At 57.5% G+C, this 14,082-nt stretch carries 13 protein-coding genes and 1 riboswitch; of the genes, 3 read left to right on the forward strand and 10 right to left on the reverse strand.

The annotated features are described in order from the left end of the window. Positions 1–5 precede the first annotated feature (5 nt). From OC597_RS16115 to OC597_RS16140, 6 genes are all read right to left on the reverse strand, one after another. A complete protein-coding gene (locus OC597_RS16115) occupies positions 6–830 on the reverse strand; it encodes an aldo/keto reductase (RefSeq protein WP_261424333.1) in 825 nt (274 codons plus the stop codon). A gap of 157 nt (positions 831–987) precedes the next feature. Then, a complete protein-coding gene (locus tag OC597_RS16120; RefSeq protein ID WP_262209539.1) occupies positions 988–1,896 on the reverse strand; it encodes a LysR family transcriptional regulator in 909 nt (302 codons plus the stop codon). Between the two features lie 126 nt (positions 1,897–2,022). Further along, positions 2,023–2,958: an ABC transporter substrate-binding protein gene (locus OC597_RS16125; RefSeq protein ID WP_262209541.1), complete on the reverse strand. Its 936-nt coding sequence runs from the start codon at positions 2,956–2,958 to the stop codon at positions 2,023–2,025. 16 nt (positions 2,959–2,974) lie between these two features. After that, the gene (locus OC597_RS16130) at positions 2,975–3,742 is read right to left on the reverse strand and encodes an ABC transporter permease (RefSeq protein ID WP_262209542.1); all 768 of its coding nucleotides are present in this window, start codon (positions 3,740–3,742) and stop codon (positions 2,975–2,977) included. Next, positions 3,739–4,494, reverse strand: coding sequence for an ABC transporter ATP-binding protein (locus OC597_RS16135; protein ID WP_261284928.1), 756 nt, complete (start codon positions 4,492–4,494; stop codon positions 3,739–3,741). Before OC597_RS16135 ends, OC597_RS16130 begins: the two co-directional genes overlap by 4 nt. Next, positions 4,491–5,171 (reverse strand): TenA family protein, encoded by a 681-nt coding sequence (locus OC597_RS16140; RefSeq protein WP_262209544.1) that lies wholly within the window; start codon positions 5,169–5,171, stop codon positions 4,491–4,493. Before OC597_RS16140 ends, OC597_RS16135 begins: the two co-directional genes overlap by 4 nt. A 63-nt stretch (positions 5,172–5,234) precedes the next feature. Then, positions 5,235–5,337: riboswitch (TPP riboswitch) on the reverse strand. 180 nt (positions 5,338–5,517) lie between these two features. Here OC597_RS16140 and OC597_RS16145 point away from each other — a divergent pair. The 3 genes from OC597_RS16145 to gap all read left to right on the forward strand — a co-directional run bounded on the left by OC597_RS16145 (position 5,518) and on the right by gap (position 8,682). Further along, a complete protein-coding gene (locus OC597_RS16145; protein ID WP_261256114.1) occupies positions 5,518–6,540 on the forward strand; it encodes an LLM class flavin-dependent oxidoreductase in 1,023 nt (340 codons plus the stop codon). Positions 6,541–6,617: 77 nt separating this feature from the next. Then, positions 6,618–7,592 carry a GlxA family transcriptional regulator gene (locus OC597_RS16150; protein ID WP_262209546.1) on the forward strand — a complete coding sequence of 325 codons (975 nt, stop codon included), beginning with the start codon at positions 6,618–6,620 and terminating at the stop codon, positions 7,590–7,592. 79 nt (positions 7,593–7,671) lie between these two features. Beyond that, positions 7,672–8,682, forward strand: a complete 1,011-nt coding sequence (gene gap, locus OC597_RS16155; RefSeq protein WP_099064789.1) for a type I glyceraldehyde-3-phosphate dehydrogenase — start codon at positions 7,672–7,674, stop codon at positions 8,680–8,682. A 55-nt stretch (positions 8,683–8,737) separates the two neighbouring features. On the opposite strand, the gene OC597_RS16160 is transcribed toward gap, so the two are convergent. The 4 genes from OC597_RS16160 to OC597_RS16175 form a co-directional block, all read right to left on the reverse strand. After that, positions 8,738–9,526, reverse strand: a complete 789-nt coding sequence (locus tag OC597_RS16160) for an inositol monophosphatase family protein (RefSeq protein WP_261426258.1) — start codon at positions 9,524–9,526, stop codon at positions 8,738–8,740. Between the two features lie 24 nt (positions 9,527–9,550). Beyond that, positions 9,551–10,612 (reverse strand): ABC transporter ATP-binding protein, encoded by a 1,062-nt coding sequence (locus OC597_RS16165; protein ID WP_262209549.1) that lies wholly within the window; start codon positions 10,610–10,612, stop codon positions 9,551–9,553. Beyond that, positions 10,609–12,834, reverse strand: coding sequence for an ABC transporter permease (locus OC597_RS16170; protein WP_261284924.1), 2,226 nt, complete (start codon positions 12,832–12,834; stop codon positions 10,609–10,611). Before OC597_RS16170 ends, OC597_RS16165 begins: the two co-directional genes overlap by 4 nt. A 107-nt stretch (positions 12,835–12,941) precedes the next feature. Then, positions 12,942–13,970: an ABC transporter substrate-binding protein gene (locus tag OC597_RS16175; protein WP_261424330.1), complete on the reverse strand. Its 1,029-nt coding sequence runs from the start codon at positions 13,968–13,970 to the stop codon at positions 12,942–12,944. Positions 13,971–14,082 lie beyond the last annotated feature (112 nt).

A 14,082-nucleotide genomic window follows, 5' to 3' on the forward strand; every position in this document is an offset into this window, starting at 1 on the left:
TACCGCTAGTTGAACGACTCTGGGTCGTTGCCTACGTTGAACCCACGGTCTAATTCATCCATGAACAACCGTTCTTGCGGGGACAACCTAAAGTTAAATATGTCAATATTTTCCTTTATTCTTGTTGGGTTACCTGATTTTGGCAGCGGAACTATTTTATTTTCATACAGCCAGCGCAATATAATCTGAGCCGGCTTTTTAAGGTGTTTTTTTGCTATTGCTTCAATGCCAGGGTCACTCAATAAGTTTTCATTACCATGACCGAGTGGGCTCCATGCTTGGGTTATTATGCCTTTACTGCGTTGCCAATCGACAAGCTCTTTTTGTTGGTTAAAAGGATGAATCTGTAATTGATTGACTGCGGGGATCACGCCAGTTGCAGATTCTAGCTGGCGGATTTGTTTCAGGCTGAAGTTACTGACGCCGATACTCTTTACTCTTCCACTGTCTCTGAGCTTTATCATGCTATTCCAGGCGTCGACAAATTTACCCTGTCCGGATACCGGCCAATGGATTAAGTAAAGATCAACATAATCGCATTTCAGTCTCTCAAGGCTCTCATTGAAGGCATTTTCAACATCGTCATGTCGGTCATTCCACAGTTTGGTGGTGACAAAAAGATTTTCACGGCTTATGCCCGCCATTTTTATTGCATCACCCACTTCAGCCTCATTGCCATAAATCGCAGCGGTATCAATTAATCGATAGCCGGATTCAATCGCACATTGAATAGCGGTAATCAACGCATCCCCCTTTGACTGCCAGACACCAAAGCCTACTGCTGGAATTTCATTTCCATCAATCAGGGTTAATTTATTGAGATCAGACATTACTGTCTCCTGTACATTATGGATGGGATAAGAGTTCAATCGAAAACAATCGAGATACGGCGATAATATGGGTTCCGAAGGCTCTCTAATTGCAACACAGCCAGAGTACAACAAAATGCGTTGAATGTTTTTTGACGGGGCGTTGAATCTATATCAACTACAGCCGATGTTGTTGTGCTTTGATTAGCGCGATTAGTGGGCGTAACCCCGGTTGCAGCTGTCGGCAACTGGGGTAATACATCATAAAGGGTTCGCTGAGGTGCGCCCAGTGAGGCATAACGCTTTGCAATGTACCGTTACGCAGATGCGGGGCAATTTGCATTTCCAGACAGTACGCCAGTCCTAACCCCGCTAGCGCTGCATTGATGATCATAGATGTTTCGCTAAAAATATATTGCCCGGGTACCATTAACTCGCAACGTTCATTATCATTACCCAGTTCCCAATGATAAATAGAACCGTTTCCCAACCGCATATTAATACAGTGATGTGTCTTCAATTCTGCTGGAGATGTCGGTAAACCATGCTTCTTAATATATTCCGGGGCGGCGACGACGACCCATTTAAGCTTATCCGTTAAAGGGACGGCGATCATGTCTTTGGGAATGATTTCGCCATATCTGATACCTGCGTCAAATCCCTCATTAATAATATCAACTTGATGATTGTTAACGGCCACTTCCAGGGCGATTTTCGGGTAATTTTTTGCGAAGCTTTCCATGACGGGAGTCATGAGTAGATCAAGTGCATCACGGGGTATATTTAAACGCAAATGTCCAATCGGCTCGTTGCGATACTCTTCCAGCTGGGAAACGGCGGATCTGATATATTCAAACCCCTGATCAAGTTGGCTGACCAAAGCTATTCCGGCTGGTGTAGGGACCACTGAGCGATTGGTCCGGTTCAATAATTTAACACCCAGCCGCTCCTCGAGCGAGCGCATGGTATGACTTAAGGCTGAGGTACTCACGCCTAACTCGGCTGCTGCGAGTCTAAAGCTTTTTTTCCGGCAAATAGTGGAAAATACGTTCAGTTCAGCAAGTTCTGTGCGGGTGAATGTTGCCATCTTGGCACCGTTTTTTTCCCAGAATAAGCTGATGATAATACCTTGTGGCGATCTGGAGAAGTCTGAGATCGCCACGTTGGAGAAAAATTGAAACCCGTTGCAGTTCTCTGCAGCGGGTTGGGTCTCTTAGTGCAGCTCCACCGCATACTGCTCTACCGGGGTGATTTTCTTGATCAGCTTATTGTCGAACAGGAATTGTTCGTAGGCCTGATAGCGGGCTTTATCCAGCCTGGCTGGATCGCGGGCGAACAATGGCAGGCTGGCTTGCCAGGCCTGTTTGTTCAGCTCGGTATTCAGTTCCGGGTGGGCCTTGGCGAACGCCAACCAGCTTTCCTGCGGGTGGGCCTGCAGGTAGTCGTTGCCTTTTTTCAGTGCCACGAGGAATTTTTTGATTTTCGGCTCGGTCACCGCGTCGCGATTGGCGACAATAATCAGCTCGTCGTAAGCCGGAACCCCGTAGTCTTCCACGTTAAACACCACCGGATCCTTGCCCTGCAGCTTGAGTTCCAGCGCTTCAATATTGCGATAACCGCCAATCACCGCATCAACCTGGCCTGCCATCAGGGCGCTGGTCAGTTGGAAATTAACGTTGATCAACTTGCCGTCGTCAGGCTTGAGGTGTTCATGTTTGAACATGGTTGCCAACGTGGCCTGTTCGATACCGCTGACCGAGTAGCCGATTTTTTTGCCCTTAAGACCCGCCGGGGTGGTGATACTTTTATCCAGCGTAATCACGGTATTCAGCGGTGAATTAATCAGGGTGCCTACGCGCACCAACGGCAGGCCCTGATCGGCGAAGAAATGCAGCTGTGGCTGATAGGTGATCGCCAGATCGGCCTGTTTTGCCGCCACCAGCCGCGGTGGCAGCGCCGGATCGGAAGGCGGCACGATCTTGACGTCCAGCCCTTCGGCCTTGAAGGCACCGATCTGCTCGGCCACCATAATCGGCGCGTGGTCGGGGTTGATATACCAGTCGAGCACCAGCGTCAGTTTTTCAGCGGCGGTGGCTTGCCCGGCCAGCGTGGCGCTGAGCAGTAGGCCGCACAGGGTATTTTTAATCATGGTGGATCCCTTATTTTCAGTCATGTTCCGGCGCCCAGTTGATCAGGCGCAGCAGCAGCGCGTCCACCGTCACCCAAAGCAAGACGGTCATCAGCACCAGAATAAACAACGCGGCGAAACAGACGTCGGTCTGCATGCGCGCGTTGGCGTTAAGCATCACGTAACCCAGCCCCTCAGCCGAGCCCACCCATTCACCGATAATCGCGCCAATCGGGGCGACGGCGGCGGCCATCCGCAGCCCGGAACCAAAGGCCGGCAGCGCCGCCATCAGCCGCACGTGCCGCAGTTGGGCCCAGGGGGAGGCGCGCAGGGTGCGGGCCAGATCGAGATAATCGTTATTGACCCGGCGCAGCCCATCGAAGAAGGCTGAAGTGACCGGGAAGAAGATCACCAGCACTGCCATCACCACCTTGGCGCTCATGCCAAAGCCAAACCACAACACCAGCAGGGGGGCCAGCGCAAACACCGGGATTGCCTGGCTGGTCAGCACCAAGGGCATCAGCCAGCGTTGTAGCCGTGGGGAATAAATCATGCACAGCGCCAGCACGGCACCGAGCAACACCCCGGCCAGCAGGCCGCAGACAATCTCGGCGGCGGTGATCAGCGTGTGATAAGCGAGATAGGCCCGGTCATTCCACAGCGCCTGCGCTACCGCAGAGGGGGACGGCAGCAAAAAGGCGGGAATATCGCCCAAAGTGACCAGCCCCCACAGCAGTAACAGACCGGCAAACACCGTCAGGCTGCGGCGCATGCGTGACAGGCGGCTTTCTACCTGCGGCGTCATCCGGCAGCCCTCACCAGTTGCAGCAGTAACTCGCTCTGGCTTTTCAGCAGTTGAGGATCGTCCGGTGCGCGCGGCGGCAGGCCTTCGATGATATGGCTATCGTCGATACCGGCGGGGTAGCGCGACAGCACCAGCAGGCGATGACTAAGGCGGCAGGCCTCCATCGGATCGTGGGTAATCAGCAACACGGTATGCTGCGCCAGCAGGTCGGCGGCCAGCGTCTGGATCATGGCGCGGGTTATGGTGTCCAGCGCCGAAAAGGGTTCATCCATCAGCACAATCGGCTGGCGTTCATACAGGGTACGGGCGATGGCGGCGCGCTGGCGCATGCCACCGGACAGCGCGGCAGGCAGAGCGTTGCCATAACCGCTCAGCCCCACGCGTTCCAGCAGGTGCTCCGCCCAGGGGCGATCGGCCTTTTCACCGCGTAGCCGCGCGCCGAGGCTAATGTTCTGGTCAATGGTCAGCCACGGATAGAGCAAATCTTTTTGCCCCATGTAGGCGATGCGCCCGGCAATCGGCTGGCCATCGCTGCCGATGACCGTACCGGAGGTGGGTTTCGCCAGCCCGGCAATAATCTTCAACAGGCTGGTTTTTCCCGCGCCGCTGGCACCGAGCAAGGCGACAAAACTGCCGCCTGCGATATCAAAACTAAGCCGGTCGAAAATCACCTGCTGACCAAAGCGCAGAGTTAAATCCCGCACCTGAATACCCGGCCGGACGCCATCGTGCTGAGCATTGCCTATACTCATTGGGCATTCAGCCCCATTTGCCAGAAGGCGGACTCCAGCCGGGTGGCGGTGGTGAAAATCACCGACAGCTCGGCCAGGCGGCTCTCAGCCCCGCGCTGGCGGCCAACGTTTTCCAGTAGGTCGAGCGCGGCCTGCACCCCGGCCAGATAGGCCGGATCGCCATAGTTACGGATCCACGAGGCGTAAGGGTTGCCTTCCATCACCGTGGCGGGATCATTGAGCAGGCGCAGGCCAATCTCGGCATAGCCGGCGACGCAGGGCAGCAGGGCCGCCAGCAGATCCAAAGCATCACCGGCGTGGCCGATATCGAGCACATAGCGGGTATAGTTGAGGGTTTCCGCTGCCTCGGGTTCGGCGGCAATCTGCGGCTCGCTCAGCCCCCAGTCGGCGCAATAGGCCAGATGCAAAGGCAGTTCGGCGACAATCGCATTGAGCGAGGCGGTGGCTGCGCGCATCTCCGGCAGGGTGCGCAGCTTGCTGACCAGCAGCGCGTAGGCGCGGGCAAAGTGGATCAGAAACAGATAATCCTGGGTCAGATAGCGACGGAAAGCGGGTTCCGGCAAGGTACCGGCAGCCAGTTGCTGAATAAAGGGATGAGCGACATAGTCCTGCCAGTGGCTACCAGCCTGTTGGCGCAGCCGTCCGTAAAGACCGTCGTCGAATTGGGGGATAAACATGGGACCTCCAAAAGTTAAGTGGAGATCCGGGCGTGCTGAGGTAAGAACGGGCAATAACTGATGGTGTTATTGCCGACCCGTCCCTTCGCTGGCATGACCCAGATCAGGTTCAAAGGGTTCGGCTTACGCCATCTCAGCCCTTTACAGGACGCCCCTCGGAGGAGCCTGTTATACGATATTTACTTTTTGATTACAATGCCCGGGCAGTGGCCACGGGCGCCGGGCACTAAGGTTTTTCCTAGCCAAAAACGGTTCGTTTAGTGCGGTCCGAGACAATTTTTCTGGCTTGCAGGGGGGCATGTTTGTCACTGTAATCCGGTCATAATCCACTCTAAGGACACTACCCATGAAGAAAATTGGATTTCTCTCTTTTGGTCACTGGACGCCTTCGTCGCAATCTGGCACCCGCTCGGCTGGCGATGCACTGTTGCAATCCATCGACCTGGCCGTCGCGGCAGAAGAGCTGGGGGCGGACGGGGCCTATTTCCGCGTACATCACTTTGCACGCCAACTTGGTTCGCCATTCCCGCTGTTGGCCGCCATCGGCGCCAAAACCCAGCGCATTGAGATCGGCACTGGCGTGATCGACATGCGTTATGAAAACCCGCTGTATATGGTGGAAGACGCCGGTGCCGCCGACCTGATTTCAGGCGGGCGCTTGCAGCTTGGCATCAGCCGCGGGTCTCCCGAGCAGGTGATTGATGGCTGGCGTTACTTTGGCTATACCCCGGCCGAAGGCGAGACAGAAGCCGATATGGCGCGCCGCCACACCGAAGTACTGCTTGATGCGCTGCGCGGTGAAGGGTTCGCCGAACCTAGCCCGCAGCCGATGTTCCCGAATCCACCGGGCCTGCTGCGGGTGGAGCCATTCTCCGCCGGGCTGCGGGATCGCATCTGGTGGGGTGCCAGCTCAGATGCTACGGCCGTTTGGGCGGCGAAGCTGGGGATGAACCTGCAAAGCTCGACGCTGAAAAACGATGAAACCGGCGAGCCGTTCCACGTACAGCAAGCGAAGCAGATCCGCGCGTATCGCGAAGCCTGGAAAGTCGCCGGGCATAAACGGGAACCCCGCGTGTCGGTCAGCCGCAGCATCTTTGCATTGATGGACCAGCGGGATCGCAACTACTTTGGCAATAGCGGGCAGGACGGCGATCAGGTGGGGTATATCGGCGATCAGACCCGGGCGATATTCGGCCGCAGCTATGCCGCCGAGCCGGAGCTGTTGATCAAACAACTGGCGCAGGACGAAGCAATTGCCGAGGCGGACACCCTGCTGCTGACCGTGCCAAACCAGCTGGGTGTTGATTATAACGTCCATGTGATTGAGTCGATCCTGACCCATATCGCCCCGGCGCTGGACTGGCGCTAATCCGGCCATAGCCAAAAGCCCGCCTGAGGTTTCTGCGGCGGGCTTGACTTATTTTGCTCAATTTGTATTTTAACGACATGCATACATTTCTAATTATCGTCCCTGAAGGGGGCATGTTGTTTGAGTCGGCGGGGATCGCCGACATCCTGATGCAAGCCAACCGCTTGAGGCCCGATGACGCGCCGCTTTACCAGATGGCGATAGTGACCACCCAGTCTCACCGGGTGGTGCATGGATCCTCTGGCTTGAACCTGTTGGCCGACCACCGCCTTTGCGATCTGGATCCAGAACAACCGCGCGACACCATTATCGTCACCGGCAAAGGGGCGACCGAGGAAGAAAGTGCCTTTGTGGTGGATTGGCTGTGTCGTGCCGCACCCCAAGCGCGCCGAATGGCCTCCGTTTGCGGCGGAGCCTTGTTGCTTGCCGAAGCCGGGTTGCTGGATGGACGCCGTGCCACCACGCATTGGCGATTGCTGGACACCTTGCAATCTCGTTTCCCCAAAGTGCTGGTCGAAAATGGGCCGATCTATGTGCAGGACGGCAGTGTCTGGACCTCCGGCGGCGTCAGCTCCGGGTTCGATCTGACGCTGGCGCTGGTGGAAGACGATTACGGCTTTACTCAGGCCCGCGAAGTGGCGCAGGACCTGGTGATGTTTTTGCGTCGGCCCGGCGGCCAGGCGCAGTTCAGCCGTTACCCGCTAAATCAGGCTAAAACCCCCGGCCCCATCCGCGATCTCCAGTGTTGGATCCTGGAAAATCTGGCGGAAGACCTTTCCGTTGAGAAACTGGCCGAACGGGTTGCCATGAGTCCGCGCAACTTTACCCGCGTGTTCACGCGTGAGGCCGGTATTCCTCCGGCCAAATTTGTCGAAGAAGGGCGTTTGCACAGCGCCCGACAGCGTCTGGAACAGAGCTCGGCAGGCATTGAGCAAATTGCCCTCACCAGCGGTTTCGGCAATAGCCTCAATCTGCGACGTGTCTTCGAACGGCATTTGCAGCTGACCCCGACCGAGTACCGCGAACGTTTTCATTCGCGTACTTTGGCCTAAATTGATCTGTAAACGTCATTTACGACACGCATCCCTCAGGCTTAAATTGGCAGCAGAGCCAATAACGAAGGAGTAGATCATGGTCAAAGTAGGCATTAATGGATTCGGCAGGATCGGCAGGAATGTTTTGCGTGCGGCGCTAGGTCGCGATGACTTTGAAGTCGTGGCGATTAACGATTTGACCGACAGCAAAACCCTGGCGCACCTGCTCAAATACGATTCGCTTTCGGGCACTCTGGCCGCCCAGGTTGAAGCCGGTGAAAACCAGTTACTGCTCGATGGTCGTCCGATTCATGTTTTCTCCGAAAGAGACCCGGCGGCCATCCCATGGAGTAGCGTGGGTGTCGAGGTGGTGATTGAGGCGACGGGGTTCTTTACCGACAAAGCCAAGGCTGAAGTGCACATCACTAAAGGCGGGGCCAAGCGAGTCATTATCTCGGCACCGGCCAAGGGCGACGACATTACCCTGGTGCTGGGCGTTAACCACCAGCAATACGATCCGGCCAAACATTTTGTCGTCAGCAACGGCAGCTGCACCACTAACGGCCTGGCTCCTGCTGCTCAGGTATTGCACCAGGCTTTCGGCATTGAATACGGCCTGATGAATACCACCCATGCTTACACCAACAGTCAGGCATTGCATGACCAACCGGAAAAAGACTTACGCGGTGCCCGCGCCGCAGCAGAGTCGATTGTGCCTTACTCCAGCGGCGCGGCCAAAGCGCTCGGCAAGGTGATCCCGGAGCTGGAAGGCCGTTTGACCGGTTACTCGCTGCGGGTGCCGGTACCTGTGGTGTCTATCGTTGACCTGACGGTCACGCTGAAACGTGAGGTGACGGTGGAAGAGATCAACGCCGCTTTCCGCCAGGCAGCCGAATCCGGCCCTCTCAAGGATATTCTTGGTTACAGCGATGAGCCGTTGGTGTCGAGCGACTACAGAGGCGATCCACGCTCTTCGGTGATTGATGGGCTTTCCACGCTGGTCATTGGCGGCAAGCTGGTCAAGATCCTGGCCTGGTATGACAACGAGTGGGGCTTTTCTAACCGGCTGGTGGATCTGGCGGTACTGATGGATAAACGCGGCTTATAAACGATAAAGAGCAGGGGCGCTGCAGGCTGCGCCCCGATGTTGAAATCCAGCCAATTTACAGCTGCGCGATGCGCATTAAATCTTGTTTGGCCCCAGGCGCGACCGCCAGCACCGGCCCGCCGTGCAGCAAATGTTCCCCCTCGGTATTAAACGCATGGGTCCAGCCGCCGGCTTCGTTGACCAGGCAGTAACCCGCCAGACAATCCCAGGCATGCATATAAGGTTCGTAATAACCCACCAGTCGTCCTGCGGCCACCCAGGCCAACATCATGGCCCCAGAACCGTTGCGGAAGAAATTGCCGCCCACGGCGGTGATCTGGGCAGCGATCTCGCCAACACGTTCCGGTTTCACATAGCTGTTGGCACCAAAGCCGGTGACGTGGTTTTGCATGGTGCGCTGTGGATCCACCTGTAGCGTTTTACCGTTGAGGGTCGCCCCTGCGCCGCGCGCCGCGACAAAACACTCCTGCTGGCAGGGGGCGACGATCACCCCGATCACCGGCTCACCCTGATGGATCACCGCAATCGACACGCACCAGTTCGGCATGCCGTTAACAAAGGGGCTGGTGCCGTCGATCGGATCCACTACCCAGGTGTAGCCAGAATCACCGGGCTGCAGGCCAAACTCTTCCCCCAGAAAGCCGTCGTCCGGGAACTGGCGGGCTATCTGCTCGCGGATCAGCAGTTCAACTTCGCGGTCGGCAATGGATACCACGTCTTGCGCATCGCGTTTGGTTTCAATCACCAGGCTTTCGCGGCGGTTGAAATAGTCCAGCGCTTTGTCGCCCGCTGCACGTGCTGCCTGTTCGGCCAGCGTCAAACGCTGGGAAATGGACTCATTCATCTTTGCTCCTTAAGGTATTGAGGTTCACTGGGCAATCAGCGCCAGTCCCTGAGATTTGAAATCAATGGCCACGCGGGTGGTCGGTGTCAGTTGACGTTCCATCTGCACATCGACAATAAACAGCGCGCCGAGATCGGTTTTCACTTCATATTCGATATGGTCCCCCAGCCAGGCGCTGTGGGTCACTTCGCCGTTTAATGCGCCGCTCTGCTCTGGCTGCAGGGTAATAAACTGTGGCCGCACCGAAAGCTGCGCAGCGCCGGGACGCGCTTTGGCACCCGGTACCCGATACTGACGGCTGCCGAGGGTGATCAGCGCTTCGCCGTTGTCTACACGCTCAATGTCGCAGGGCAGGATGTTAGCCTCACCCATAAAGTCGGCAATAAACACCGAAGCCGGCGAGTGATACAGCTCCTGAGGCACACCCTGTTGAGCAATATGCCCTTCTTTCATGACGATAATCTTATCGGAGACCGCCAGCGCCTCTTCCTGATCGTGGGTGACATATACCGCGGTGAAACCGAGACGCTGTTGTAAATCGCGGATCTCGGTGCGCACGCGGCGACGCAGCCGTTCGTCAAGGTTGGATAAGGGCTCATCGAGCAGCAACACCTGGGGTTCCAGGACCAGCGCGCGCGACACGGCGATGCGTTGCTGCTGGCCGCCTGACAGTTCGGCGGGCAGGCGTTGGCCCATATTTTCCAGACCCACCAGTTTTAACCCCTCGCGCGCCCGATTCTGCGCCTCTTTGCGTGATAGCCCGCTGGCCAGCAGGCCGTACATGACGTTGTCCAGTGCATTCATATGCGGGAACAGCGCGTAAGACTGGAACACCATGGCGACGTCGCGCTCATTGGCCGGCAGATGGGTGACGTCTTTGCCGCCAATCAGAATGCGCCCCGAGGTCGGGTGCTCCAGACCGGCCAGCAGGCGCAGGGTGGTGGTTTTGCCACAGCCCGAAGGGCCGAGCAGCGTCACCAGCGTACCGGGTTCGACGGTGAGCGAAAGGCCGGGCAGGGCGGTGAAATCGGCGAACTGTTTGGTGACGTTTTCAAACACCACCGAGCCGGAACGAATGGCGGTCATAGGGCATTCTCCTGATGTAAGGCCGCGGGTGGCGTCACCGGCGGAGTGGCAGTGATGGCGCGGCGTAGGCGACGTTCGCCAACCAGCAGCTGGAAGGTGAGGATCACCGCCAGCATCACCACGATAAGCACCGAGGAGTAGGCGATAGCCACGCCGTATTCCCCGTTTTCGACCAACCCAACGATGTAGGAAGTGGCCATGTTGTACTGCGCGCTGACCAGGAAGATCACCGCACTGATCGAGGTTATGGCCCGCACGAAGGCATACACCAGTGCTGCGCTGATGGCGGGTTTCAGCAGCGGCAGGATCACTTTGCGCAGGGTGCGGAAACTGCTGGCGCGCAGCGTCAGCGAGGCTTCATCCAGGCTACGATCCAGTTGGCTCATGGCGGCGATCCCTCCGCGTACGCCGACCGGCATATTGCGGAACACAAAGCAGGCCACCAGGATCAGCGCGGTACCGGTGATTTCCAGTGGCGGCAGGTTATAAGCCATGATGTAGCTGACGCCGATCACCGTGCCGGGGATGGCAAAGCTGAGCATCAGCATAAATTCAAAGGTCTGACGACCGGCAAACTTCTGCCGCACGATCAGCCAGGCGGTGAGCAGGCCAACGATGGCGGTAAGCGGCGCGGCGATCAGCGCGATCTCCAGGGTGGTCCAGAACGAGTTCCAGGCGACGCCGGTCCAGGCTATCTGGCCGTTGTTCCACTGGAAACCGAAGGCGCGGGCGTAATGCCCCAGCGTCAGGCTGTTATCCAACCCCCATGACTGGACAAAGCCGCCGATCAGGATCATGCCGTAGACCACCAGCGTGAACAGACCCCAGGGGATCACCAACGCGTACACGCCATAACGCAAGCCGCGTGGCAGCCCGCAGTGCGTGCCGGAATCCCCTTTGCCGGTGACGGTGGCGAAGTTTTTCCCTGCCAGCCACAGGCGCTGCAAAATAAAGGCGCTGAGGGTAAAGCACAGCAGGATGATGGCCAGCACGGCGGCGCGGCTTGGATCGTTCTGCGCCCCGACCACTGAGAAGAAGATCTCGGTCGACAGTACGCCGTGGCTGCCACCCAGTACCATCGGATTACCGAAGTCCGCCATGCTTTCGATAAAGCTGATCAGGAAGGCGTTGGCCAGGCCGGGCGCCATCAGCGGCAGTGAAACATAGCGGAAGGTGCGCCAGCGGTTAGCGCGCAGCGTCTGTGAGGCTTCTTCCAGCGAGGGGCTCACTCCTTCCACCACGCCAATCAACACCAGGAAGGCAATCGGGGTGAAGGAGAGCACCTGAGCAATCCAGATACCGGTCAGGCCGTATAACCAACGGCCGGGCTCGATGCCAAACAGGCTGGCGAGCAGTTCGGTGACCACCCCGGCGCGCCCAAACAGCAGCATCAGCGCCAGGCCAATCACAAACGGTGGCGTGATGATCGGCAGTACGGTCAGCAGGCGCAGCCCTTTTTTGAACGGCAGCGGCGTGCGGGTGGCGGCCAGCGCAAAAGCCAGACCGAGCAGCGTAGAGCCGCTGGCGGTCATCAGTGCCAGGGTCAGGGTGCGCCAGGCGGTGCCACAACTGCCGCCTTTCAGGCAACCGAGGCTCCAGATGGCCGGATCCTGCATATTGGCGATCAGCCCGTCAGGCTTAAACGACCCATCCACGTCCTGTACCGAGGCGACAAACATGCTCAGCACCGGATAAAGCACGAAGGTGGTCACCAGCGCGACCAGCAGCACAATGGCGGCCACCACAAAGGCGTCCCCCTTCAGCACGCCGCGTTCGGCCAGCGCAAAAGAGAACAGCAGCAAAAAGGTGGTGATCAGCAAAATAGCGCCGGCACCAAAGGCGGGTTGGCCGTCGCTGAGCGCGCCAAACAGCTGTTCGCTCCACTGCCAGTTCCAGCCGCTGTAACCAATGGCATGGCCTTCGAACAGCAAAAACAGGATGCCGATGACGCTGGCCCCCATCAGCAATTGCGAACGCAGGCGGCTTACCGGCAACAGACGAGCCGGTGCGCAAACCAGTAGCATCAGCAGAGCAATCAGCAGCCAGGGCCGTTGAAAGGTGATTATTTGCCACAGCGCCGGTGCGCTGGCCTGATCCTGCCACAGCGTACCGAGCCAGCCAAAGTCGAAGAACCCGGCTTCCTGGCTGTACCAGGGCAGCAATAACACGGCCAGTGCGCCCAGCACGAGGGCCCCGTCAAGGCGGCGGTTTTGAGCATTCATCGTAACCTCGAGAGTTCATATTTCCGTTACCGCGCTTTGCACAGGCGAGAGTTACCTCGCCCGGTTTATTGCAGAGCGCGTCACATACGGGAGGAAAAGGTCGTGAATTATTGGGCGCTGGCGCCGATCTCTTTATCCCAGCGGCTGAGCAGTGCCTTGCGTTTTTCTGTCGCGCCGTAGGTTTTAAAGTCGTAATCGATCAGTTTGATGTTCTCGAAGCGTGGAGCATATTCGGAAATCGCCGCGTTGCGATTGGACGGTAACTGGAAGGATTTGGCGTCTTTCATGTGTGACTGGGCATCGGCACTGAGCGCCCAGTCGTACCACACCTTGGCCTGGCTGAGATTGCGCGCGCCTTTAACGATCGACATCGAGCCAATTTCAAAGCCGGTGCCTTCGCAGGGGGCGACCGCCTTGATCGGGAAGCCATCGACCTGCATCGCGACGGCATCATGCATAAACACGATACCGACGGTGGTTTCGCCGCGTGCGGCCGCTTTCACCGGTGCTGAGCCGGATTTGGTGTACTGTGAAATATTGGCGTTGAGCTTTTTCAGATAGTCGAAGGCCGGCTCTTCCCCCATGATTTGCACCAGCGTGGCGAGGGTGTTGTAAGCGGTGCCGGACGAATTCGGGTTGGCCATCTGGATCTCGCCTTTGTAGGCCGGATCCAGCAGGTCACTCCAGCAGGCCGGAACCTTGAGTTTTTTCTCTGCCAGCAACTTGGTGTTGTACCCCCAGCCCAGCGCCCCGGCGTAGACACCGACGGTGCGGTAGCCGGCGCTTTCCGCTTGTTTACGCGCCCAGTCGTGCTGTTGATCAAGCAACGGGGATTTATAGGCCTGGGTTAACCCTTCGTCGGCGGCCTGCATATGCGGATCGCCGGTGCCGGCCCACCAAATGTCGGTACGTGGGTTGCGGGCTTCGGTACGAATACGTGCATAGGCTTCCCCGGCGGAGAGGCGCACCATACTGACTTTGATATCCGGGTGTTGTTTCTCAAACAGATTGGTCATTTGCTCGCAGACCACGACGTCGGCGGAGCAGATCATATTCAGTTTCCCGGCGGCGTGAGCAGGCAGGGCAGAGAGTGCAGAGCCGGCGGCGAGGACCGCCATCAGAGTAACGCGATGCATGGTGTTCTCCTTGGTTGTGTAGGGTGGCGATACGTTGTCGCCTATTCTTTTTGCACGTGTGTGCAAATAACTAGAGGATATAAATTGCGCTGTCAATCGCGCAGTGAAACAA

The organism is Serratia proteamaculans (genome assembly GCF_946227095.1).
Classification (GTDB): Bacteria; Pseudomonadota; Gammaproteobacteria; order Enterobacterales; family Enterobacteriaceae; genus Serratia; species Serratia proteamaculans_E.

Coding starts and splice junctions, on each gene's coding strand:
- OC597_RS16120 (WP_262209539.1), bottom strand. CDS start 1,896: ATGGCAACATTCACCCGCACAGAACTTGCTGAACTGAACGTATTTTCC.
- OC597_RS16125 (WP_262209541.1), bottom strand. CDS start 2,958: ATGATTAAAAATACCCTGTGCGGCCTACTGCTCAGCGCCACGCTGGCC.
- OC597_RS16165 (WP_262209549.1), bottom strand. CDS start 10,612: ATGACCGCCATTCGTTCCGGCTCGGTGGTGTTTGAAAACGTCACCAAA.
- OC597_RS16140 (WP_262209544.1), bottom strand. CDS start 5,171: ATGTTTATCCCCCAATTCGACGACGGTCTTTACGGACGGCTGCGCCAA.
- OC597_RS16150 (WP_262209546.1), top strand. CDS start 6,618: ATGCATACATTTCTAATTATCGTCCCTGAAGGGGGCATGTTGTTTGAG.
- OC597_RS16170 (WP_261284924.1), bottom strand. CDS start 12,834: ATGAATGCTCAAAACCGCCGCCTTGACGGGGCCCTCGTGCTGGGCGCA.
- OC597_RS16115 (WP_261424333.1), bottom strand. CDS start 830: ATGTCTGATCTCAATAAATTAACCCTGATTGATGGAAATGAAATTCCA.
- OC597_RS16175 (WP_261424330.1), bottom strand. CDS start 13,970: ATGCATCGCGTTACTCTGATGGCGGTCCTCGCCGCCGGCTCTGCACTC.
- OC597_RS16145 (WP_261256114.1), top strand. CDS start 5,518: ATGAAGAAAATTGGATTTCTCTCTTTTGGTCACTGGACGCCTTCGTCG.
- gap (WP_099064789.1), top strand. CDS start 7,672: ATGGTCAAAGTAGGCATTAATGGATTCGGCAGGATCGGCAGGAATGTT.
- OC597_RS16135 (WP_261284928.1), bottom strand. CDS start 4,494: ATGAGTATAGGCAATGCTCAGCACGATGGCGTCCGGCCGGGTATTCAG.
- OC597_RS16130 (WP_262209542.1), bottom strand. CDS start 3,742: ATGACGCCGCAGGTAGAAAGCCGCCTGTCACGCATGCGCCGCAGCCTG.
- OC597_RS16160 (WP_261426258.1), bottom strand. CDS start 9,526: ATGAATGAGTCCATTTCCCAGCGTTTGACGCTGGCCGAACAGGCAGCA.